Annotated in this window: 20 protein-coding genes and 3 tRNA genes; 14 read left to right on the forward strand and 9 right to left on the reverse strand. The window is 74.4% G+C overall.

The window, feature by feature from the left end; translation table 11 throughout:
• Positions 1-234: 234 nt before the first annotated feature.
• The 3 genes from BMW27_RS15295 to ilvC all read left to right on the forward strand — a co-directional run bounded on the left by BMW27_RS15295 (position 235) and on the right by ilvC (position 3,843).
• Positions 235-2,106, forward strand: coding sequence for an acetolactate synthase large subunit (locus BMW27_RS15295; protein WP_091445545.1), 1,872 nt, complete (start codon positions 235-237; stop codon positions 2,104-2,106).
• A 94-nt stretch (positions 2,107-2,200) separates the two neighbouring features.
• On the forward strand, positions 2,201-2,728 hold the full coding sequence (ilvN, locus tag BMW27_RS15300; protein ID WP_091445547.1) for an acetolactate synthase small subunit: 528 nt from the start codon (positions 2,201-2,203) through the stop codon (positions 2,726-2,728).
• Between the two features lie 86 nt (positions 2,729-2,814).
• Positions 2,815-3,843 carry a ketol-acid reductoisomerase gene (gene ilvC / locus BMW27_RS15305; RefSeq protein WP_091445549.1) on the forward strand — a complete coding sequence of 343 codons (1,029 nt, stop codon included), beginning with the start codon at positions 2,815-2,817 and terminating at the stop codon, positions 3,841-3,843.
• A gap of 182 nt (positions 3,844-4,025) precedes the next feature.
• Here ilvC and BMW27_RS15310 read toward each other — a convergent pair whose 3' ends face one another.
• Positions 4,026-4,439: a hypothetical protein gene (locus tag BMW27_RS15310; RefSeq protein ID WP_139206913.1), complete on the reverse strand. Its 414-nt coding sequence runs from the start codon at positions 4,437-4,439 to the stop codon at positions 4,026-4,028.
• 20 nt (positions 4,440-4,459) lie between these two features.
• Complete coding sequence (locus BMW27_RS15315; RefSeq protein ID WP_091445553.1) at positions 4,460-5,269, reverse strand: hypothetical protein; 810 nt, start codon at positions 5,267-5,269, stop codon at positions 4,460-4,462.
• Between the two features lie 187 nt (positions 5,270-5,456).
• On the opposite strand from BMW27_RS15315, the gene serA reads away from it, so the two are divergent.
• From serA to cimA, 3 genes are all read left to right on the forward strand, one after another.
• A complete protein-coding gene (gene serA / locus BMW27_RS15320; protein WP_091445555.1) occupies positions 5,457-7,058 on the forward strand; it encodes a phosphoglycerate dehydrogenase in 1,602 nt (533 codons plus the stop codon).
• A 16-nt stretch (positions 7,059-7,074) separates the two neighbouring features.
• Positions 7,075-8,097, forward strand: a complete 1,023-nt coding sequence (locus BMW27_RS15325; RefSeq protein ID WP_091445556.1) for a 3-isopropylmalate dehydrogenase — start codon at positions 7,075-7,077, stop codon at positions 8,095-8,097.
• 356 nt (positions 8,098-8,453) lie between these two features.
• Positions 8,454-10,028: a citramalate synthase gene (gene cimA, locus BMW27_RS15330; protein WP_091445558.1), complete on the forward strand. Its 1,575-nt coding sequence runs from the start codon at positions 8,454-8,456 to the stop codon at positions 10,026-10,028.
• A gap of 94 nt (positions 10,029-10,122) precedes the next feature.
• On the opposite strand, the gene BMW27_RS15335 is transcribed toward cimA, so the two are convergent.
• From BMW27_RS15335 to BMW27_RS15355, 5 genes are all read right to left on the reverse strand, one after another.
• On the reverse strand, positions 10,123-10,530 hold the full coding sequence (locus BMW27_RS15335; RefSeq protein ID WP_091445560.1) for a hypothetical protein: 408 nt from the start codon (positions 10,528-10,530) through the stop codon (positions 10,123-10,125).
• Positions 10,531-10,609: 79 nt separating this feature from the next.
• On the reverse strand, positions 10,610-11,263 hold the full coding sequence (locus BMW27_RS15340) for a response regulator (RefSeq protein ID WP_091445561.1): 654 nt from the start codon (positions 11,261-11,263) through the stop codon (positions 10,610-10,612).
• Positions 11,260-12,378 carry a sensor histidine kinase gene (locus tag BMW27_RS15345; RefSeq protein ID WP_091445563.1) on the reverse strand — a complete coding sequence of 373 codons (1,119 nt, stop codon included), beginning with the start codon at positions 12,376-12,378 and terminating at the stop codon, positions 11,260-11,262. The genes BMW27_RS15340 and BMW27_RS15345 overlap by 4 nt, the downstream gene beginning before the upstream one ends.
• A 130-nt stretch (positions 12,379-12,508) precedes the next feature.
• The gene (locus BMW27_RS15350; protein ID WP_091445565.1) at positions 12,509-12,838 is read right to left on the reverse strand and encodes a putative quinol monooxygenase; all 330 of its coding nucleotides are present in this window, start codon (positions 12,836-12,838) and stop codon (positions 12,509-12,511) included.
• A 25-nt stretch (positions 12,839-12,863) separates the two neighbouring features.
• A complete protein-coding gene (locus BMW27_RS15355; RefSeq protein WP_091445567.1) occupies positions 12,864-13,244 on the reverse strand; it encodes a VOC family protein in 381 nt (126 codons plus the stop codon).
• Between the two features lie 60 nt (positions 13,245-13,304).
• Here BMW27_RS15355 and BMW27_RS15360 point away from each other — a divergent pair, with 60 nt between their 5' ends.
• The 8 genes from BMW27_RS15360 to galK all read left to right on the forward strand — a co-directional run bounded on the left by BMW27_RS15360 (position 13,305) and on the right by galK (position 19,621).
• Complete coding sequence (locus tag BMW27_RS15360; RefSeq protein ID WP_091445569.1) at positions 13,305-14,117, forward strand: fumarylacetoacetate hydrolase family protein; 813 nt, start codon at positions 13,305-13,307, stop codon at positions 14,115-14,117.
• Positions 14,114-15,619 (forward strand): glutamate--tRNA ligase, encoded by a 1,506-nt coding sequence (gene gltX / locus BMW27_RS15365; RefSeq protein ID WP_091445572.1) that lies wholly within the window; start codon positions 14,114-14,116, stop codon positions 15,617-15,619. The genes BMW27_RS15360 and gltX overlap by 4 nt, the downstream gene beginning before the upstream one ends.
• A gap of 4 nt (positions 15,620-15,623) precedes the next feature.
• Positions 15,624-16,883: a CPBP family intramembrane glutamic endopeptidase gene (locus BMW27_RS15370; protein ID WP_091445573.1), complete on the forward strand. Its 1,260-nt coding sequence runs from the start codon at positions 15,624-15,626 to the stop codon at positions 16,881-16,883.
• Positions 16,869-16,940: transfer RNA gene (locus BMW27_RS15375), tRNA-Gln, on the forward strand. The genes BMW27_RS15370 and BMW27_RS15375 overlap by 15 nt, the downstream gene beginning before the upstream one ends.
• Before the next feature lie 47 nt (positions 16,941-16,987).
• Positions 16,988-17,060, forward strand: a tRNA-Glu gene (locus BMW27_RS15380).
• A 103-nt stretch (positions 17,061-17,163) separates the two neighbouring features.
• Positions 17,164-17,236, forward strand: a tRNA-Glu gene (locus BMW27_RS15385).
• Between the two features lie 142 nt (positions 17,237-17,378).
• Complete coding sequence (gene galT, locus BMW27_RS15390) at positions 17,379-18,467, forward strand: galactose-1-phosphate uridylyltransferase (protein ID WP_091445575.1); 1,089 nt, start codon at positions 17,379-17,381, stop codon at positions 18,465-18,467.
• Positions 18,464-19,621: a galactokinase gene (gene galK / locus BMW27_RS15395; RefSeq protein WP_091445577.1), complete on the forward strand. Its 1,158-nt coding sequence runs from the start codon at positions 18,464-18,466 to the stop codon at positions 19,619-19,621. The genes galT and galK overlap by 4 nt, the downstream gene beginning before the upstream one ends.
• A 64-nt stretch (positions 19,622-19,685) precedes the next feature.
• On the opposite strand, the gene BMW27_RS15400 is transcribed toward galK, so the two are convergent.
• Both BMW27_RS15400 and BMW27_RS15405 read right to left on the reverse strand, forming a co-directional pair.
• A complete protein-coding gene (locus BMW27_RS15400; protein ID WP_091445579.1) occupies positions 19,686-20,792 on the reverse strand; it encodes a sulfite oxidase in 1,107 nt (368 codons plus the stop codon).
• Positions 20,793-21,016: 224 nt separating this feature from the next.
• The gene (locus tag BMW27_RS15405) at positions 21,017-21,694 is read right to left on the reverse strand and encodes an IclR family transcriptional regulator (RefSeq protein ID WP_245743612.1); all 678 of its coding nucleotides are present in this window, start codon (positions 21,692-21,694) and stop codon (positions 21,017-21,019) included.
• Positions 21,695-21,748: the final 54 nt, after the last annotated feature.

A 21,748-nucleotide genomic window follows, 5' to 3' on the forward strand; every position in this document is an offset into this window, starting at 1 on the left:
TGGCCCCGTGCGTCCGGCGTGCCTGCTCCTCGTAGTCGCCTAGCGCGTCGGTCCTCCCGACCGACGCGCTGACCCCTCTGTGCCCGCAGGCACGAGGGGTCTTTCGTTTGCGGGCCCCGACCTCCCTCCCGACGGCCGCCGGCCCGCGCCGCAGGCACCCGCGCCGCACACCGCACGGCCCCGTCCAGGGGCGCCCCGCAGAAGGCCATGACACAGGCACCGCCAGGAGACGCCATGACCAGCACCACCCCGAGTGGGTCCGCCACCCGTGAGGCCGCCGAGGCACTGACCGGGGTCGAGACCACCGCCCGCTCGGTCGAGGAGGCCGCCGCCGAGCCGCTCACCGGCCTCACCGGGGCGCAGAGCCTCGTCCGGTCGCTCGAGGCGGTCGGCGTCGAGGTGGTCTTCGGCATCCCGGGCGGGGCCATCCTGCCTGCCTACGACCCGCTGTTCGACTCGCGGGTCCGCCACGTCCTGGTCCGCCACGAGCAGGGCGCCGGGCACGCCGCGCAGGGCTACGCCTCGGCCACCGGGCGGGTCGGCGTCTGCATCGCCACCTCGGGCCCGGGTGCGACCAACCTGGTCACCCCGCTGGCCGACGCCTACATGGACTCGGTCCCGATCGTGGCGATCACCGGCCAGGTCCCGACGGCGGCGATCGGCACGGACGCCTTCCAGGAGGCGGACATCCGCGGCATCACGATGCCCATCACCAAGCACAACTTCCTGGTCACCGACGCCCGCGAGATCCCGCAGCGGATCGCCGAGGCCTTCCACCTGGCCTCGACCGGCCGCCCCGGCCCGGTGCTCGTCGACATCCCCAAGGACGTCCTGCAGGCGACGACCGAGTTCTCCTGGCCCCCGCGGCTGGACCTGCCCGGCTACAAGCCCACCACCCGCCCGCACGGCAAGCAGGTCCGTGAGGCCGCCGCGCTGATCGCCGCCGCCCGCCGTCCGGTGCTCTACGTCGGGGGCGGCGTCCTCAAGGCCCAGGCCACCGCGGAGCTGGCCGAGCTGGTCGAGCTCACCGGCGCCCCGGTGGTCACCACGCTGATGGCCCGCGGCGCGTTCCCCGACAGCCACCCGCAGAACCTGGGCATGCCGGGCATGCACGGCAACGTCACCGCGGTGACCGCGCTGCAGAAGGCCGACCTCATCGTCGCCCTCGGCGCCCGGTTCGACGACCGGGTCACCGGTCAGCTCTCCACGTTCGCACCGAACGCGAAGGTGGTGCACGCCGACATCGACCCAGCCGAGATCGGCAAGAACCGCAAGGCCGACGTCCCGATCGTCGGCGACGCGCGGGAGACCATCGCCGAGCTCGTCCCGGCGCTGCGGGCCGAGCACGAGGCCGGCCGCACCCCCGACCTCGCCTCCTGGTGGGCGCAGCTCGACGACTGGCGGACGCGCTACCCGCTCGGCTACGACTGGCCCGAGGACGGCTCGCTGTCCCCGCAGTACGTGATCGAGCGGCTGGGGGCGATCGCCGGACCCGACGCGGTCTACACCTCCGGCGTCGGCCAGCACCAGATGTGGGCCGCCCAGTTCATCCGGTACGAGAAGCCGGGCACCTGGCTCAACAGCGGCGGCCTCGGGACGATGGGCTACGCCGTCCCCGCGGCGATGGGGGCCAAGTACGGCTGCCCCGACACCACCGTCTGGGCCATCGACGGCGACGGCTGCTTCCAGATGACCAACCAGGAGCTCGCCACCTGCGCCATCGAGGGCATCCCGATCAAGGTGGCCCTCATCAACAACGGCAACCTCGGCATGGTGCGGCAGTGGCAGACCCTCTTCTACGAGGGCCGCTACTCCAACACCAAGCTGCACCCGGTGGACGCCGAGGGCCGGCCCAAGCCGGTGCGCATCCCCGACTTCGTGGCCCTCGCCGAGGCGCTGGGCTGCGTCGGCCTGCGCTGCGAGTCCAAGGACGACGTCGACGCGGTGATCGAGAAGGCCATGGCGATCGACGACGCCCCGGTGGTCATCGACTTCGTCGTCGGCGCCGACGCCCAGGTGTGGCCGATGGTCGCCGCGGGCGCCAGCAACGACGACATCCTGGCCGCGCGCGGCCTGCGCCCGGTCTTCGGCGACGGACAGGTCTAGGACCCCCTCTCCCCCCACCACTCGCTCCGCTCGCGGCGGGGCCCTGAGAGGGGGCCGACCGCTGAGCACGTTGGCACCTGGAAGGAACGTTGACATGTCACGCCACACGCTGTCGGTGCTGGTCGAGAACAAGTCCGGTGTGCTGGCCCGCGTCTCGGCGCTGTTCAGCCGCCGCGCGTTCAACATCGAGTCGCTCGCCGTCGGGCCGACGGAGAACCCCGACCTGTCCCGGATGACGATCGTCGTGGACGCGGAGAGCCAGCCGCTGGAGCAGATCACCAAGCAGCTGAACAAGCTCGTCGAGGTCATCAAGATCGTCGAGCTGGACTCGGCCGCGGCCGTCCAGCGGGAGCTGCTGCTGGTGAAGGTCCGCGCGCCGATGGCCGACCGCACGCAGGTGCTGCAGACCGCCGAGCTGTTCCGGGCCCGCGTCGTGGACGTCAACACCGACACCGTGACCCTGGAGGCGACCGGGACGCCGGACAAGCTCCAGGCCCTGCTCGCCGTCCTCGCCCCGCTGGGCATCAAGGAGATGGCGCAGTCGGGCACGGTCGCCCTGGGGCGGGGTCCGCGCTCGATGAGCGGCGCCGGTACCTTGCGCCCGGTCGACCGATCCGCGTAAGGACCCCGCTGCCCCCACCGCGCGCACGCTCGCGGCGGGCCCCTGCAGCGGGCCCGCCCGATCACCCCGAAGGGAACCCACTGCACATGGCCGCCGAGATCTTCTACGACGACGACGCCGACCTGTCGATCATCCAGGGGCGCACCGTCGCCGTCCTGGGCTACGGCAGCCAGGGGCACGCGCACGCCCTGTCGCTGCGCGACTCGGGGGTCGACGTCCGCGTCGGCCTGCCCGAGGGCAGCACGAGCCGTGCCAAGGCCGAGGCCGAGGGCCTGCGGGTCGTGGCGCCGGCCGAGGCGGCCGCCGAGGCCGACCTGATTATGATCCTCGTCCCGGACCACGTGCAGCGGAGGCTGTACGCCGAGTCGGTCGAGCCCAACCTGCAGGACGGCGACGCCCTGTTCTTCGCCCACGGCTTCAACATCCGGTTCGGCTACATCAAGCCCCCGGCCGGCGTCGACGTCGCCATGGTCGCCCCCAAGGGCCCCGGCCACCTGGTGCGCCGCGAGTTCGAGAACGGCAAGGGCGTGCCGGCACTCGTCGCCGTCGAGCAGGACGCCACCGGGCAGGCGCTGCAGCTCGCGCTGTCCTACGCCAAGGCCATCGGCGGCGCCCGCGCCGGCGTCATCCGGACGACCTTCGCCGAGGAGACCGAGACCGACCTGTTCGGCGAGCAGGCCGTGCTGTGCGGTGGCGCCAGCGCGCTGATCACCGCCGGGTTCGAGACCCTCACCGAGGCCGGCTACCAGCCCGAGATCGCCTACTTCGAGTGCCTGCACGAGCTGAAGCTGATCGTCGACCTCATGTACGAGGGCGGCATCGCCAAGCAGCGCTGGTCGGTCTCCGACACCGCCGAGTACGGCGACTACACCTCCGGGCCTAAGGTCATCGACCAGCACGTCAAGGACGCCATGAAGGACGTCCTGGCCCGGATCAAGGACGGCACCTGGGCCGCGGAGTTCATCGCCGACCAGGACGCCGGCGCACCGGACTTCAAGCGCCGCCGCGCCGAGGCCGAGGCGCACCCGATCGAGGAGACCGGGCGCAAGCTGCGCGGCCTGATGAGCTGGGTGTCGGCGTCCGACGACTACACCGGCACCGCCGCGCGGGGCTGAGGGGAGGACCAGCCTCCCCCGCGGAGGACCTCGTCCGCCACGCCCCCGCAAGCCCGGGGCGAGCCTCCGGACGAGGCCATCCGGGCTCGGCGCGGGTCCCCGGAGGGTGGCCGCTCCCGCACGTCACGAGGAGGGCCCCTGCTGCCGAACGGCAGCAGGGGCCCTCCGCCGTTCCCGGAGACTCAGCCGTCGCGGTGCGCGGCGAACCACTCGCGGGACGGTGCCTGCAGCAGGAGCACCACGGCGCCGACGGCGAGCAGCAGGAGCAGTGCGGGCAGGAGGCTCACGCCCTGACCCTGCAGGAAACCGACGACGAGGCCGACCAGGGCGACGACCCCGGTGACCGCCGACGCAGCGACCAGGGGCCGGCGGTCGCGGCCCCGGAGGACCGAGACGGCGCCCCAGAGGCACGTCGCCGTCAGCGCGAGGTAGAGAACGCCGAACAGCGCCAGCAGGCCCGACTCGGCGCTGAACGTGAAGGACACCAGCGCCACCAGGAACAGCAGCGTGGCCTCCGCGAAGCCCGCGATGCCCGCCATGAGGACGTGCGGCGGCCGCTGTGGCACTCCGGCCCCGGGACGACCGGTCGAGGACACGGGGCGCTCCCCTCGGGGCATCAGCGGCCGGCCCGCCGGGCGCGGTGCGCGGCGTAGAACTGCGCGGCCGGCCGCAGGCAGAGCAGCACGACGATCGCCAGGGCCGCGAGGAAGACGAGCAGGGAGAACACGACCTCGCCCCCACCCACCCCGCCGGTGGCGACCTCGGAGAGGACGGCGAGCAGGAACAGCCCGGTGACCGCCACGGCGATCGCCCCGCCCACCAGCAGCAGCACGCGGCTGCGCCCGGTCAGCGCGCGCACCGAACCCCAGATCATGAGCGCCGTCCAGATGAGGGCGAGCACCCCGAAGCCGATCCCGAAGAGCAACGCGAAGTCGGTGACCTCGCCGATCTCGCTGGGGTCGACGTCGCTCAGGGTGGGGTCACTGGCGACGACGTCCTCGAGGACGGTCCCCACCAGCGCCCCGCCGAGGAGCAGGCCGAGGGCCGTCAGCGCGCCGACCGCGCTGAAGACGAAGCCGAGCACCGCGGCCACCACGACCGGCGCGGGCCGGGCCGGCACCGCCGTCTGGCCGTACGGCCCGTACTGACCGCCGTACTGCCCGTACTGCCCGTACTGCAGCCCGTACTGACCCTGGGGTGGGTACTGGCCGTAGCCGCCCGGCTGGCCGTACTGCGGGTACCCGGACCCGCCGTGCGGCTGGACCTGCGGCTGCCCCGGGCCGTGGGGGGAGGGCTGGTACTGCTGGCCCCCGTACGGCTGCCCCTGCTGCCCGCCCGACCCGTACTGCGGCGGCTGCCCGTACTGCTGCGGGGGCTGGTACCGCGGGTCGGTGCTCGAGCCGTGCTCGTCGTCGTGGGTGCTCATGGTCCCCTCCGTCAGCGCCGGCGTCCCGCCGACCGTTCGCGACCAGGACGACGGCCTGGTCGTGCGCCAGGATGTCGGCCCGTCCGCACCCGGGCAAGCGACCCCACCCCTCCGGCGGGGGGTGCCCGAGGACGGGGGGCGGGGTGGTCGGCCCCGCGGCGGGCGGTCGTCCCTAGGCTGTGCTCCCGTGACCACGACTGCGCCCGTCGTCCTGATCGCCGAGGAACTCGCCCCCAGCGTGCTGGAGGTGCTGGGGCGCGACGTCGAGATCCGGCACGTCGACGGCGCCGACCGCGCCGCCCTGCTGCCGGCGCTGGCCGACGCCTCGGCGGTGATGATCCGCAGCGCCACGCAGATCGACGCCGAGGCGCTGGCCGCCGCTCCGAACCTGAAGGTGGTCGCCCGGGCCGGCATCGGCCTGGACAACGTCGACGTGCCCGCGGCCACCGAGCGCGGCGTCCTGGTCGTCAACGCGCCAACGTCGAACATCGTCAGCGCGGCCGAGCACGCGGTGGCGCTGCTGCTGGCCGCCGCCCGGCACATCCCGGCCGCCGACGCGTCGCTGCGCGAGGGCGCCTGGAAGCGCTCCAAGTTCACCGGCGTCGAGGTCACCGACAAGGTCGTCGGCGTGGTCGGGCTGGGCCGGATCGGCCAGCTGGTCGCCCAGCGCCTGGCCGCCTTCGGGGTCACGCTGATCGCCTACGACCCCTACATCCAGCCGGGCCGCGCCGCGCAGCTCGGCGTCCGCATGGTGTCGCTGGAGGAGCTGCTCCGCGAGGCGGACTTCATCACCATCCACCTGCCCAAGACGCCGGAGACCCTCGGCCTCATCGGCGCCGCCGAGCTGGCCACCACCAAGCGCGGCGTGATCATCGTCAACGCCGCCCGCGGCGGGCTGGTCGACGAGGCCGCCCTCGCCGAGGCGCTGGCATCGGGCCAGGTCGGCGCGGCCGGCATCGACGTCTACGCCACGGAGCCGTGCACCGACAGCCCGCTGTTCGGGCTGGCCAACACCGTCGTGACCCCGCACCTGGGCGCCTCGACGACGGAGGCGCAGGACAAGGCCGGCACCGCGGTGGCCCACTCGGTGCGGCTGGCGCTGCAGGGCGAGTTCGTGCCGGACGCGGTGAACGTCCAGGCCGGCGGGGTCGTCGCCGAGGACGTCCGCCCCGGCCTGCCGCTGGCCGAGAAGCTCGGCCGCGTGTTCACCGCCGTCGCCGGCGGGCTGGCCCAGTCGGTCACCGTCGACGTCCGCGGCAAGATCGCCGAGTTCGACGACTCGGTCCTGCAGCTCGCCGTCCTCAGGGGCGTCTTCTCCGACGTCGTGGCGGAGCAGGTCACCTACGTCAACGCCCCGCTGTTCGCCGACCAGCGCGGCCTGGAGGTCGCGCTCACCACCGACGTGGAGAGCCCCGACTACCGCAACCTGATCCGGGTCCGCGGCGCGATGTCCGACGGCACCGAGGTGACCGTCTCGGGCACCCTCTTCGGCAAGAACCAGGTGCCCAAGCTGGTCGAGGTCAACGGCTTCGACATGGACCTGGACGCGGCGGGCTACCTGCTCTTCTTCGTCTACACCGACCGGCCCGGCGTCGTCGGCACGGTCGGCGCGGCGCTGGGCGAGGCGGGCGTCAACATCGCCGGCGCGCAGGTCAGCCGCACCACCCGCGGCGGCGAGGCGCTCATGGCGGTGACCGTCGACAGCCCCGTCCCGGCCGAGCTGCTCGGCGACATCGCCGGCCGGATCGGCGCGCGTGAGGCCCGCTCCGCGGACCTGACCCCCCGCTGACCTAGGGTCGGTGCCCATGCGCCTGGCAGTGATCCCTGGAGACGGCATCGGCCCGGAGGTGGTGGCCGAGGGCCTCAAGGTCCTCCGCGCGGTCGCTCCCGACGTCGAGAGCACCCCCTACGACCTCGGTGCGTCGCGGTGGCAGCGCACCGGCGAGCTGCTGCCCGACACGGTGCTCGACGAGCTGCGCCAGCACGACGCGATCCTGCTGGGTGCCATCGGCGACCCGAGCGTCCCGCCGGGCATCCTCGAGCGCGGGCTGCTGCTGCGGCTGCGCTTCGAGCTCGACCACCACGTCAACCTGCGACCGGCCCGCCTCTTCGACGGCGTCCGCAGCCCGCTGGCCGCCCCCGGCGCCATCGACATGCTCTGCGTGCGCGAGGGGACCGAGGGGCCCTACGTCGGGAACGGCGGCGTGCTGCGCCGCGACACCCCGCACGAGGTGGCCACCGAGGTCAGCCTGAACACCGCGTTCGGCGTGGAGCGGGTCGTCCGCTACGCCTTCGAGCGGGCCCTGGCCCGGCCGCGCCGGCACCTGACGCTGATCCACAAGACCAACGTGCTCACCCACGCCGGGTCGCTGTGGTCGCGGACGGTCGAGGAGGTCTCCGCGGAGTTCCCCGAGGTCACCGTCGCCTACCAGCACGTCGACGCGGCCTCGATGTTCTTCGTGACCGACCCGGGCCGCTTCGACGTCATCGTCACCGACAACCTCTTCGGCGACATCGTCACCGACCTGGCGGCGGCCGTCACCGGCGGCATCGGGCTGGCCGCCAGCGGCAACCTCGACGCCTCGGGCACGAACCCCAGCATGTTCGAGCCGGTGCACGGCTCGGCCCCGGACATCGCCGGGAAGGGCGTCGCCGACCCGACGGCCACGGTGCTGTCGGCGGGGCTGCTGCTCGACCACCTCGGCCGTGCCGACCAGTCCCGCAAGGTCAACGCCGCGGTCGCCTTCGACCTCTCCACCCGCGACCCGGAGGCCCAGGTCCGCACCGAGGAGGTCGGCGACCGGCTCGCCGCGCTCGCCGGCGGCTGAGAGAGGACCCCTCTGCCCCCCGCCGCTCGCAGGCTCGCGGCGGGACCCTGCAGAGGGGCCGTTCCAGCACCTCACCGGGCTCGCGGCGGGACCCTGCAGAGGGGCCGTTCCAGCACCCCACCGCGCTCGCGGCGGGACGGGTCCTGTGGGCTCCTGACGGTCGGCCGCCCGCCGTCATCCGGACACGCACCTGCCGGGGACGGCGGGGCGCGTGCTTCACTGGAGGGCGATGTCGCCCACCCGCACGATCATCATCGCCTAGCGCGCAGTCCACTCCCCGGACCGCGCGCAGACCTCCCGTTCCCGGGAGGTCTTCTTCGTGTCTGGGGCCGTTGCGCCGTCCCCTGGAGGACACCGTGCCGACCAGCACCGACTTCCACGTCTTCGACACCACGCTGCGCGACGGCGCCCAGCGCGAGGGCGTGAGCTACTCCGTCGCCGACAAGCTGGCCGTCGCCCGGCTGCTCGACGAGATCGGCGTCGGCTTCATCGAGGGCGGCTGGCCGGGCGCGCTGCCCAAGGACACCGAGTTCTTCGCCCGCGCCCGCACCGAGCTCAAGCTCCGGCACGCCCAGCTGGTCGCGTTCGGTTCCACCCGCAAGGCCGGCGTCCGGGTCGAGGACGACCCCCAGGTGCGCGCGCTGCTGGACGCGGAGACGCCGGTGGTCTGCCTGGTCGCCAAGTCCGACGTCCGGCACGTGCGCGACGCGCTGCGGACCACGCTGGAGGAGAACCTGGCGATGGTGGGTGACACCGTCGCCTTCCTCGTCGGCCACGGCCGGCGCGTCTTCGTCGACTGCGAGCACTTCTTCGACGGGTACGCCGCCGACCCCGACCACGGCGTCGAGGTGCTGCGGACCGCGTTCGCCGCCGGCGCCGAGGTCGGCGTCCTGTGCGACACCAACGGCGGCATGCTGCCGATGGGCGTGGGCCGGGTCGTCGCGGACGTCCGCGCGCGGGTCGAGGGCAAGCTGGGCATCCACTGCCAGGACGACACCGGCTGCGCGGTCGCCAACACCCTGGCCGCCGTCGAGGCCGGTGCCACCCACGTGCAGGGGACGGCGAACGGCTACGGCGAGCGCGCCGGCAACGCCGACACCTTCTCCCTGATCGGCAACCTGGTCACCAAGATGGGTCTGCCGGTCGTGCCGGCCGAGTGCATGCGCGAGCTGCAGCGGGTCAGCCACGCCATCGCCGAGCTGGCCAACATCGCGCCGGACGACCACCAGCCGTTCGTCGGGGCGTCCGCGTTCGCGCACAAGGCCGGGCTGCACGCCAGCGCCATCAAGGTCAGCCCGGAGCTCTACAACCACCTCGACCCGGCGGTCGTGGGCAACGACATGCGCATCCTCGTCACCGAGATGGCCGGCCGGGCGTCGGTGGAGCTCAAGGGCCGGGAGCTCGGCGTCGACCTCGACGGGCACGCCGACGTCATCGGCCGGGTCGTCGACCGGGTCAAGGTGCTGGAGGCCGACGGCTGGTCGTTCGAGGCCGCCGACGCCTCCTTCGAGCTGCTGCTGCGCGCCGAGCTGCCCGACGCGCCGCCGCCGCTGTTCGAGCTGGAGAGCTACCGGACTTCCGTCGAGCACTGGGGCAACGGCGACGTGGTCAGCGAGGCCACCGTGAAGGTGCACGTCGACGGCGAGCGGATCATCTCGACCGGCGAGGGCAACGGCCCGGTCAACGCCCTGGACAACGCGCTGCGCCAGGCGCTGGTCAGCCGGTACCCGCAGCTGGCCGACGTCTCGCTGGCCGACTACAAGGTGCGCATCCTGGGCTGGAAGGGCGGCACCGGCGCCACGACCCGCGTGCTCATCGACACGACCGACGGGGTGGGGGAGTGGACCACCGTCGGCGTCCACGACAACATCGTCGAGGCCTCCTGGCACGCCCTGGTCGACGCGCTCACCTACGCCGTCCGCAACCGCTGACCCCGGGCGGCGGACTCGCGGTCCGGCGGCTGCGCGGAGGAGGACCTGTCCGGGGTCCGGGACAGGTCCTCCTCCGCGCGACGGAGCGCGGTCCTCAGTGCGCGTACTCGTCCAGGCGCCACCACATCGCCAGTGCCATGGCGGGGAGCATCAGCACGTGCCCGGCGGTGAACAGGAACGAGCCGGACACCGCGCCCGCCCAGTAGGGCACCAGCAGGACGGCGAACGGCACGTACATCGCCGCGGACATCTCCGCGATCGCCGGCCACGAGTGGCCGCGGAAGCGCATCCAGGCGGCCATCGCGACGGCCATGTTGGTGGCCATGACCACGGCGTGCACGTCGACCCGGTCGTCCACGCCGGGCCAGAGCAGGGCCTCGAGCGGACCCAGGACCACCATCCCGACCACCATCGCGACGACCATCTCGAGGTAGTGGCGGACGAGGTGCCAGGTGTGCCGGCCGGGGCTGTGCGTGTGCCGGGGAGGGGTCTGCGTCGTCATGCGACAGAGGGTCGGACGCCGCGCCGTCCCTGCCAGGTGCCGGAGGTCACGGTCGCCGGTCACCTCTCGGCATGACCCCTCAGAGCAGGTCGAGGGCCCGGGCGCGCAGCGCCGCCTGGGTGCGGTCGCGGGCGCCCAGCTTGCCCAGCACGTTCGTCACGTGGTTCTTGACCGTGCCCTCGGCCAGGAACAGTGCCGTCGCGATCTCCCGGTTGCTGCGCCCGTCGGCCAGCAGCCGGAGGACGTCGAGCTCGCGGTCGGACAGCGGCACGACCAGCGGCTGCGGCCGGGGCCGGGGGGCGTCGTCCAGCTGCGCGAAGCGGGCCACAACCTTGGCCGCCACCGACGGCTGCAGCACCGACTCCCCGCGAGCGGCCGACAGCACCGCCTCGACCAGGCGGTCGGAGGACACGTCCTTGAGCAGGTAGCCCAGCGCGCCGGCCCGCAGCGCGGCGAAGACGTCCTCGTCGTCGTCGAACGTCGTCAGCGCCAGCACCCGGACGCCGGGCTGCTCCACCCGCAGCCGCCGGGTCGCGGCGATGCCGTCGAGCACCGGCATGTGCAGGTCCATGAGGACGACGTCGGGCTGCCGCGCGGCCGCCCGTTCCAGCGCCTGCTGCCCGTCGCCGGCCTCCCCGACGACCTCGACCTCGGGCCGGGCGCCCAGCAGGGTGACCAGCGCCTCGCGGAACAGCGCCTGGTCGTCGACCACCAGCACGCGGACGACGCTCACCCCGGCACCTCGACCAGCAGTTCGGTGCCGCCGCCCGGCACCGACGCCACGCTCAGCTGCCCGCCGGCGCGCGCCGCCCGCTCCCGCAACCCCAGCAGGCCGAAGGCGCCCGGGTCCTCGCCGCGCCGTCGGGCCGGCAGACCGCGGCCGTCGTCCCGCACCGCCAGCCGCACCGCGCCGTCGGCGCCGTAGGTCAGGGTCACCCGGGCCGAGGCGGCCCCGGCGTGCTTGCGGACGTTGGTCAGCCCCTCCTGCGCCGACCGGAAGAGGGACTCCTCGGCCTCGGCGGGCAGCGGCCGCTCGCTGCCGACGACCTCGAGCGTCGCGGGGACGCCGGCGGCGGAGACCTCCGCGACCAGGGCCTCGAGCGCGGTGCGCAGCGGCGGCGTCGTCCGGGGCTCGCGCAGGGTCGCCACTGACCGGCGGACCTCGGCCAGCGCCTCACTGGCCTGGTGCTGCGCCTTGGCCAGGACCTCGTCGGCGCGGCCGGGGTCGGTCGGCAGCACGGCCCGGGCGGCCTGCACCTGCATCTGGACGACGGTCAGGTGGTGGCCGAGGCCGTCGTGGATGTCGCGGGCCAGCCGGTTGCGCTCCCGGGTGGTCGCCAGCTCCTCGGCCTGGGCGGCGTACCCGCGCAGCCGCTCGTTGGCCTCGGCCAGCTCGCCCCGGGCCCGCTGCTCCCGCTGGAGCAGTGCGGTGACGACCGCGGTGAAGACCGCGGCGCCCAGCGCTCCCAGGCCGTTGCGCGCGAAGTCCGCCCAGCTCATCCCCAGGTGCACGAGGGGGATGGCGGCGGTGACCAGTGCGGCCGCCGGCAGGGGGAGGAGCAGCACGCTCTGGCTGACCAGCACCAGCAGCAGCAGCGTCGCCCCGACCCCGGCACCCGTCGCGCCGAAGAGCAGGACACCGAGCGGCAGCTGGAGGCACACGTGCCCGGCCGCCAGCCAGTACCGGCGCGGGACGGGCTGGCGGGCCAGCCACGGGAGCGCGAGGAGCGCGTGCGCCGCGTACGTCACGCCGAGGGCGACGGCGAGCAGCGGGTGCGGGTCGTCGGTCGCCTCGACCACGACCGTGAGCAGCGCCAGCAGGGTGAGCACCGCCAGGGCCCGGGTCACCGCGCCACTGTGCGGCACCCCGGGTTGCTGGTCAACGTCCCGGTCGCCGTCCCGGAGGCTGACACGCCGGCGGCCCCTCCCGACGGGGGAGGGCCGCCGGCGCGTGCTCGGCCCGAGGGAGTCCGGGTGCTCAGTTCCTGGGCTGGACCTCGCCCATGGGGCCGAAGCCGCTGACCTCCGGGGCGTCGATGTAGATGATCTGCGGCTGCTCGGCGACCAGGTCCGACATCCAGTCGAAGGCCGCCTTGGCGTGGGGGGTGGCCACGTGCGAGGCGCCGGCCGCTGAGTCCCGGAACCCCTCGATGCAGACGAAGGTGTTCGGGTCCTCGACGCTGCGCGACCACTCGAAGAACAGGCTGCCCTCCTCGGCGTTCACCGCGCGGGCGTACTCGTCGGCGTGGGTGCGGAACTCGTCGATGCGGTCCGGGCGGACGGGCATCTTGATGACGATCAGGATCATGTCGGTCTCCTCTGTCAGGACTCGGTCACAGCGGGTCGAGGCGGCGGCGCAGGAGGCAGAACTCGTTGCCCTCCGGGTCGGCCAGCACGTGGAAGCTCTCGTCGCCGGACTGGCCGACGTCCGCACGGGTGGCCCCCAGCGCGAGCAGCGGTTCCAGCTCGGCGTCCTGGTCGCGGTCGGTGGGGCTGACGTCGACGTGCAGCCGCACCTTGCCCGGTGTCGGCTCGGCCACCGGCGCGAACACGATCGTCGGCGCCGGGCCGCCGAAGCCGGCCGCCGGGCCGATCTCCACGCCGCCGTCGTCCTCCCGGCCGAGGACCTCGTACCCGAGGACCTCCGCCCAGAAGACCGCCAGCGACTCCGGGTCCCGGCTGTCCACCACGAGCTCGGAGAAACGGCAGGCCATGGGGGCACGCTAGGTCCTCCTCCGCGGGGACGCGCGCAGAACGCCGACTAGCCTCGGAGCGTGCGCATCGTCCGCTTCGCCTCGCCCTCGGGCATGTCCTTCGGCGTCCTCGACGGCGACGGCCAGGTCGCCCAGATCGAGGGCCACCCGTTCGGGACCATCTCCTTCACCGGTCAGCGCCACGCCCAGGCCGACGTCCGGCTGCTCTCGCCGATCCTGCCGAGCAAGGTGGTGGCCGTCGGCAAGAACTACACGGCGCACGTCGAGGAGATGGGCACCGGCGACGCCCCGTCCCAGCCGCTGCTGTTCCTCAAGCCGTCGACGACGGTCATCGGCCCGGGCGACGCCATCCGCATCCCGCCGGGCAGCACCAACGTGCACCACGAGGTCGAGCTGGCCGTCGTCATCGGCGCCCGCGGCGCCCGCCACGTCACCCCCGAGCAGGCGCTGGGCAGCGTGTTCGGCTACACGATCGCCAACGACGTCACCGAGCGGGACATGCAGGCCGGCGACGGGCAGTGGACCCGCGCGAAGGGCTTCGACTCCTTCTGCCCGCTGGGCCCTTGGATCGAGACCGACCTCGCCGGTCTGGGCAAGGACCCCGCCGACCTCGAGGTCACCTGCACGGTGGACGGCGAGCTGCGCCAGTCCGGCCGCACCAGCCAGCTGCTGTTCGGCATCCCGACGCTGGTCTCCCACATCTCGCAGGTGATGACCCTGCTGCCGGGCGACGTGGTGCTCACCGGAACCCCGTCCGGCGTCGGGCCGATCCGGCCCGGCCAGCGGGTCGAGTGCGCCATCGAGGGCCTGGGGTCCCTGGTCAACGGCGTCAGCGGCGCCGACACCGCCTCCACCGCCGGCGGCCTGCGGTGACCGCGACCGGCTTCCCGCCCACCGACCCGACGACGACCCGCACCCGGTTCTGCCCGTCGCCGACGGGCATGGTGCACGTCGGCCTGCTCCGCACGGCGCTGTTCAACTGGGCGCACGCCCGGCACACCGGCGGCACGTTCGTCGTCCGCATCGAGGACACCGACGCCTCCCGCGACTCCGAGGAGTCCTACCGGCACCTGCTGGACAGCCTGCGCTGGCTGGGCCTGGAGTGGGACGAGGGCCCGGAGGCCGGCGGTCCGCACGGGCCCTACCGGCAGTCCGAACGGCACGAGGTCTACCGCGAGGTCGCCCAGGAGCTGCTGGCGGCGGGGCACGCCTACGAGTCCTTCTCCACCAACGAGGAGGTCGAGGCCCGCCGGCTGGCCGCGGGGCAGGACCCCAAGCTCGGCTACGACAACGCCGACCGGTTCCTGACCCACGAGCAGAAGGCGGCCTTCCGCGCCGAGGGCCGCGAGCCGGTGCTGCGGCTGCGGATGCCGGACGAGGACCTCGCCTGGACCGACCTGGTCCGCGGGGAGATCCGCTTCGCCGCCGGCTCGGTGCCCGACTTCGTCATCGTCCGGGCCACCGGGGTGCCGCTCTACCCGTTCGTCAACCCGGTGGACGACGCCCTGATGGGCATCACCGACGTCCTGCGCGGCGAGGACCTGCTGCCCTCCACGCCGCGGCAGCTGGCGCTCTACGCCGCGCTGACCGACATCGGCGTGGCCTCCGGCGCACCCCGCTTCGGCCACCTGCCCTACGTGACGGGCGAGGGCCGCAAGAAGCTGTCCAAGCGCGACCCGCAGTCCAACGTCGACGTGTACCGCGAGCGCGGCTTCGTCCCCGAGGGGTTCGCCAACTACCTCGCGCTGCTGGGCTGGTCGATCGCCGAGGACCGCGACGTCTTCTCGATGGCCGAGATGGTCGAGGCCTTCGACATCACCCGGGTCAGCGCGAACCCGGCCCGCTTCGACCTCAAGAAGGCCGAGGCGATCAACGCCACCCACCTGCGCGCGCTGCCGGTGGAGGACTTCACCGCGCGGGTGGTGCCGTTCCTCGCCCGCGCCGGACTGGTCAGCGAACCGCCGACGGCCGAGCAACGTCGCGTCCTCGACGCCATCGCCCCGCTGGCCCAGGAGCGCATGATCGTCCTCTCCGACGCCGTGGGGCTGCTCGGCTTCCTGTTCGTCGACGACGTGGAGATCGACCCGGCGGCCGCGGCCAAGCAGCTGGCCGGCCCGGAGGCGGCGGAGGTGCTCGACGCCGCCGCGACCGCCCTGCGCGAGCTGCCCGACTGGAGCACCGGCGACATCGAGGCTGCGCTCAAGGAGGCGCTCGTCGAGGGACTGGGCCGCAAGCCACGCCAGGCGTTCGGCCCGGTGCGCGTCGCGGTCAGCGGGCGCACCGTGTCGCCGCCGCTCTACGAGTCCATCGAGCTGCTCGGCCGGGAGCGCACCCTGGCCCGCCTCACCGCGGCCCGGGCCGCCGTCCCCGGATGACCCGGTGAGCGCAGCGGTACCGCCGGGCTGGCCCGCGGCGGACGACGAGCCCTACCGGGGGCCGCCGCCGACCGGTCCCTACGGCGCGCCGCCGTACGTCCCCGGGGCGCTGTACGGCGTGCAAGCGCCGCCTCCCACGGGAGTGGGAGCCGGGCCGGTCCCGTGGCCGCTCGGTCCGGTGCCGCTGCAGCCGGGACCGCACACGGCCCCGCCGTGGGGGCCCCCGCCCGGGATGCAGTGGCAGCCGGCGCCGGGCACCCCACCGCACGACACGCCGGTCGAGTTCCTGCAGGCCATGCGCAGCCGCAGCTGGCGCTGGTGGCGCCCGCTGCTGGGTCTGCTGCTGTTCACGGCCGTCTACCTCGTCGCCGCCGTCGTGGTGATCGTGGCCGGGTTCGCCGTCGGGGCCTTCCCCGACCCCACGGCGATCGACCCGACCGACCTCACCGACCCCACCCTGCTGCTGCTCACCAACCTCTCGCTGATCGTCGCGATCCCCTGCGTCTGGCTGGCGTGGGTCGCCGCCCACGGCATGCGCCCCGGCTGGTCGTCGTCGGTGCTCGCCCGGCTGCGCTGGCGGCTGCTGCTGCCCTCCACGCTCCTGTCGCTGCCCACGCTCGGGCTCGGCCTCCTGCTCAGCGTCCTGCTGGGCTTCGTGGCCGGGGACTGGGAGGCCACCGGCCCGGTGGCCGGCTTCGGGTGGCTGCTGCTCGTCGTGCTGCTGACCACGCCGCTGCAGTCGGCCGCGGAGGAGTACGTGTTCCGCGGCTACCTCAGCCAGGCGATCGCCGGGTGGGTGGGCCGGCCGCAGGCGGGTGCCGTGGTGGCCGGGGTGCTGACCGCTGCCCTGTTCTCGGCCGCCCACCTGCCGCCCGACGTCTGGACGTTCCTGGACAGGTTCGCCTTCGGGCTGGCCGCCTCGGCCGTCGTCTGGCTGACCGGGGGGCTCGAGGCGGCGATCGTGCTGCACGCGGCCAACAACGTCGTGGTCTTCCTCCTGGCCGGCTCGCTGGGGGAGGGGGTGGCCACCGAGTCCGTCGCGGACGGCACCGGCGTCCTCGTGGTGCTCGTCGACCTGCTCGCCCTGGCCGCGTACGTCGCCCTGGTCGCCCGCTCCCGCCGCCGGCTGCGGCCGGAGGTGCGCAGTGCCGCCTTCGACCTGCGACCACCGTCACCGAGGGGGGTGCCCTGGCCGTCTCCGGTCATCGGGTATGGTGTTGTCCAGCGCCGCGAGGTGCAGTACCACCCTTGGGGTATGGGGTAATTGGCAGCCCGACGGTTTCTGGTTCCGTTAGTCTAGGTTCGAGTCCTGGTACCCCAGCGAGGAAGCTGTCTGCCTGGAGACACAGTTCCTCAGCACCACCGCACGGCCCCGTCGTCTAGCGGCCCAGGACGCCGCCCTCTCACGGCGGTAGCGAGGGTTCGAATCCCTTCGGGGCTACAGCGAGCGAGAGCCCCCGGTCACCCGACCGGGGGCTCTCGTCGTCTCCGGGGTGCCCCCGGTGTCCGGGCCGGGTGCGGCGCGTGGCAGCATGGACGTGCACGGCCCCGTCGTCTAGCGGCCCAGGACGCCGCCCTCTCACGGCGGTAGCGAGGGTTCGAATCCCTTCGGGGCTACAGCGGGTGAGAGCCCCCGGTCACCCGACCGGGGGCTCTCGTCGTGCCAGGACCCACCGGAGTGGCCTGGTCGCTGGGGCGGGTCTAGCGTCGGGGCGCCGCTCATGCACCGTGGTGACCGGCGGGAAGGCGGGGCGCACCAGTGATCCGGACGAGTCGTCGGCTGGCCGACGGCCGGGAGATCCTCTACTTCGACGCCGGGGACACCGCGCCGCCGCGGGACGCCGAGGATCCCCGCGACCTGCCTCCCGTCAGCACCCGGTCGCAGCTGCGGTGGGACCCGCTGCTCGGGGAGTGGGTGGTCCTGGCCTCGCACCGGCAGACGCGGACCTTCCTGCCGCCGGCGGACCTCTGCCCGCTGTGCCCCACGCGGCCCGGCCGCGAGGCCACCGAGGTGCCCGAGGCCGACTACCAGGTGGTCGTCTTCGAGAACCGCTTCCCCTCGCTGGCCACGGCCGTCGAGCGCGACGTCCCCCCGACCGCGCCCGGCGCACCGCTCACCGAGCTGCGGCCCGGCTTCGGCCGCTGCGAGGTCGTCGTCTTCACCAGCGAGCACGACCGGTCCTTCGCCACGCTCGGTGCCGACCGCGCCCGGCTGGTGGTCGACGTGTGGGCCGAGCGGACCGCGGAGCTGTCGGCGATCGAGGGGGTCGAGCAGGTCTACGTCTTCGAGAACTCCGGCGAGGAGATCGGGGTGACCCTCTCCCACCCGCACGGGCAGGTGTACGCCTACCCGTTCGTCCCGCCGCGGGTGGAGAAGGTGCTGGCCTCGGTCGAGCGGCACCGGCGCGAGACCGGCGGCGACCTGTTCGCCGACGTGGTGTCCGCCGAGCGTGCCGGGCCGCGGGTGGTCGCCGCCAACGAGCACTGGACGGCGTTCGTGCCGGCCGCCGCGCGCTGGCCCTACGAGCTGCTGGTGTTCCCGCACCGCCGGGTGCCCGACCTACCCGCGCTCACGGCTGCGGAGCGCGACTCGCTGGCCGGGGTGTACCTCGACGTGCTGGGCCGCTTCGCCCGCCGCTTCGACACCCCGATGCCCTACATCGCCTCCTGGAACCAGGCGCCGGTCACCCGCGGGCGCGAGGACTGGTGGCTGCACCTGCAGCTGTTCTCGCTGCGCCGGGCGCCCGGGAAGCTGAAGTACCTGGCCGGCTCGGAGTCCGGCATGGGCGCCTTCATCAGCGACACCACCCCGGAGGACGTCGCGGAGCAGTTGCGGACCGTGCGGTGAGCGCGGCCGACCGGGCGCGCCAGGCCTTCGCGGAGGCCTTCGGCGGGCAGCCGGAGGGGATCTGGGCCGCGCCCGGCCGGGTGAACGTGATCGGTGAGCACACCGACTACAACGAGGGCTTCGTGCTGCCGGTGGCGCTGCCGCACACCACGCGCGCCGCGGTCGCCCGCCGGGACGACGGGCTGGTCGCACTGGTCTCCGCGCAGCACCCCGGCGACCGGGTGGAGCTGCCGGTCGCGGAGCTGGCGCCGGGGCGGCCGGACGGCTGGGCCGGCTACCCGGCCGGCGTCGTCGACGTGCTGCGCGACCGCGTGCCCGGCGGGGTGAGCGTGCTGGTCGACGGGGACGTCCCGGCGGGCATGGGCCTGTCGTCGTCGGCCGCGCTGTCCTGCTCGGTGGCGCTGGCGCTGCGCGACCTGGCCGCCCCCGAGCTCGCCGTCGCCGACCTGGTCGACGTCGCCCGGCGGGCGGAGAACGACTTCGTCGGCGCGCCCACCGGCATCCTCGACCAGTCCGCGTCGCTGCTGTGCACCGCCGGCCACGCGCTGTTCCTCGACACCCGCGACCGCGGCTCCGAGCAGGTGCCGCTGGACCTGCGGGCGGCCGGCCTGGAGCTGCTCGTCGTCGACACGGGGACGACGCACGACCACGCCACCGGCGGCTACGGCGACCGGCGCCGCGAGTGCGAGCAGGCCACCGAGCGGCTCGGGGTGCGCGCCCTGCGCGACGTCCCGGACGTGGCCGCGCTCGCCCCGCTCGACGACGGGACGCCCGAGGGGGGTGTGCTGCTGCGCCGCGCCCGGCACATCGTGACCGAGAACGCCCGGGTGCTGGAGGTCGTGCGGATCCTGCGCGAGACCGCGGACCCGGCGGCGATCGGGCCGGTGCTGACCGCCGGGCACGCCTCGCTGCGGGACGACTTCGAGATCTCCACCGTCGAGCTCGACACCGCCGTGGCGACCGCGCTGGAGGCCGGCGCCACCGGTGCCCGCATGGTGGGCGGCGGCTTCGGCGGGAGTGCCGTGGTGCTGGTCGACGCCGGCCGCACCGGGACCGTCGCGCGGGCGATCACCGACCGCTTCGCGCAGCGCGGCTTCGCGCCTCCGCGGGCCTTCGCGGTCGTGCCCGCCGCAGGTGCCCGGCGCCTGGCCTGACCCGCACCCCCGGAGGTCACCCTGGACGGGGCCGCGGCGAGCCGCTGGACGGGGCCGCGTCCGGTCACCCGAGGACCGTCACCGGCACCCGCTGCACCAGGTTGTTCGCCATGCCCTGCCGGTTCCACACCTGCTCGGTGGGCTGGCTGCCCTCGGCGTCGGTCGCGCGGGCGAGCAGCTCCCAGCTGCCCGGCTCCGCCGTCCAGGGGAACGTCCAGGCCCGCCAGGCCCACGGGTGCGCCGGGTCGGCCGGCGCGACCTCGGCGGGGGACCAGGTGGCCCCGCCGTCCGTGCTGACCTCGACGCCCTGGATCGGCGCCCGGCCGGACCACGCCCGCCCGGTGAGCGTCACCGGGCCCGGGCGCAGGAAGCGTTCGCGGGTCATGAAGTCCGGCCAGCCGGGTGGGGCGAGCAGCGCCCGGGGCGCGATGCGGGTGACCGGCTCGCCGGCCTCGGCGGCGTCCACCTTCAGCCGGTAGGCGGTGGTGTTCTGGTAGCCGTCGAAGGGTCGGTCGAGCACCTCGATGCGGGTCAGCCACTTGACGTGCGCCATGCCGTACCAGCCGGGCACCAGCAGTCGCAGCGGAGCGCCGTGCTGCGGCGGTAGCGGCATCCCGTTCATCCCCCAGACCAGCAGCACCTCCGGGCGCACCGCCTCGGCCAGCGGCAGGCCCCGCGCGTAGTCCTGCTCGACGCCGCGCTCCACACCGTGGTCGGCACCGGTGAAGGCGACGTCGACCGCGCCGTCGGCCGGACCGGCCTCCTCCAGCAGCGGGGCCAGCGGGGTGCCGGTCCACTCGGCGGTGCCGACGGCCTCGAGCAGCCAGGGCTGGCTCACCGGCCGCGGCTCGTAGCGGGCGCGGCCGTTGCCGGCGCACTCGAGCAGCACCCGTGAGGTGACGGCCGGGCGGCGGCGCAGGTCGTCGAGGCTGAGCCGCAGCGGCCGGGCGACCGCCCCGCCGACCTCCAGCGACCAGGTCGCCGGGTCGACGGCGGGGATGTCGTAGTGCGTGAGCACGTAGTGCAGCCCCGGCGGGGTCACGTCGTAGCGCAGCGCCTCCAGCGGCATCCCGTGGTTGCGGGTGGCCAGCGCCAGCTCGTCGAGGCCGATGCCCTCGCCGGGCGCGGCGATCCGGGCGCGGCTGCGGTGCGTGGGCTCGGTGGCGGTCATGGGTCCAGTCTTCGCCGGGCGGCCCCCGAGGGGAACTACCCGGGCGCTCAGCCGGTCGGCAGTCAGCGGCCGGGTGCGCGTGGCCAGGTCCCCCCGCCGTCCCGCTGGGTCGACCACGGGGTTGCAGGCGACCCGCGACGACATGCAGCAGCCCCATGGTCCATACCGGAGGGCCGGAGGGCCGGAGGGAGGGAGGGAGGGAGGCGGGGGCCAGGGCCCCTCGCTCAGCGGACGGCGCGGGAGATCGCGCCCGCGGCCTCGAGCACCGCGCCCACCACCTCGGGGGCGGGACGGCGGCCCAGCCGCTCGACCGGCCCGGAGATGGAGACCGCCCCCAGCACCGCCCCGGCCGAGTCGCGGACCGGCGCCGACAGCGACGCCACCCCGGGCTCGCGCTCGGCGATGCTGTGCGCCCAGCCCCGGCGGCGGACGTCGAGCAGCGTGCGGGCCGTGAAGCTGGCGCTGGGCAGCAGCGGCGTGACCTCCTCGGCGGGGGCGAAGGCGAGCAGCGCGTGGGCCGCCGAGCCGGCGGTCAGCGGCAGCCGCGCCCCGACCGGCACGGTGTCGCGCAGCCCGTGCGCCCGCTCGGCGGCGGCCACGCACACCCGGCTCGCGCCGTCCCGGACGTAGAACTGGGCGCTCTCCCCGCTGGTGTCGCGCAGGGTGACCAGGTGCCGGCCGGCCAGCTCGGCGAGGTCGGCGATCCCGCGGCCCAGCTCGGCCAGCGCCGGGCCGGGCGCCCACGCGCCGACCGGGGTGCGCCGGACCAGGCGGTGTCCCTCCAGGGCCACGGCCAGGCGGTGGGCGGTCGCCCGGGGCAGCCCGGTGCGCTCCACGAGCTCGGCGAGGGTCGCGGGCTCGGCGGCGACGGCGCGGAGGATGGCCACCGCTTTGTCCAGCACGGCGACGGGGTTAGGCTGTCCCACACAGCAATACTCGCATCCCACAGCGTGAGA

Origin of the sequence: Geodermatophilus poikilotrophus (assembly GCF_900111455.1) — a bacterium.
Classification (GTDB): domain Bacteria; phylum Actinomycetota; class Actinomycetes; order Mycobacteriales; family Geodermatophilaceae; genus Geodermatophilus; species Geodermatophilus poikilotrophus.

Bases quoted from the DNA above. Each gene is read 5' to 3' on its own strand.
- BMW27_RS15295 (WP_091445545.1), top strand. From the start codon at position 235: ATGACCAGCACCACCCCGAGTGGGTCCGCCACCCGTGAGGCCGCCGAG.
- ilvN (WP_091445547.1), top strand. From the start codon at position 2,201: ATGTCACGCCACACGCTGTCGGTGCTGGTCGAGAACAAGTCCGGTGTG.
- ilvC (WP_091445549.1), top strand. From the start codon at position 2,815: ATGGCCGCCGAGATCTTCTACGACGACGACGCCGACCTGTCGATCATC.
- BMW27_RS15315 (WP_091445553.1), bottom strand. From the start codon at position 5,269: ATGAGCACCCACGACGACGAGCACGGCTCGAGCACCGACCCGCGGTAC.
- BMW27_RS15325 (WP_091445556.1), top strand. From the start codon at position 7,075: ATGCGCCTGGCAGTGATCCCTGGAGACGGCATCGGCCCGGAGGTGGTG.
- BMW27_RS15335 (WP_091445560.1), bottom strand. From the start codon at position 10,530: ATGACGACGCAGACCCCTCCCCGGCACACGCACAGCCCCGGCCGGCAC.
- BMW27_RS15350 (WP_091445565.1), bottom strand. From the start codon at position 12,838: ATGATCCTGATCGTCATCAAGATGCCCGTCCGCCCGGACCGCATCGAC.
- BMW27_RS15355 (WP_091445567.1), bottom strand. From the start codon at position 13,244: ATGGCCTGCCGTTTCTCCGAGCTCGTGGTGGACAGCCGGGACCCGGAG.
- BMW27_RS15400 (WP_091445579.1), bottom strand. From the start codon at position 20,792: ATGACCGCCACCGAGCCCACGCACCGCAGCCGCGCCCGGATCGCCGCG.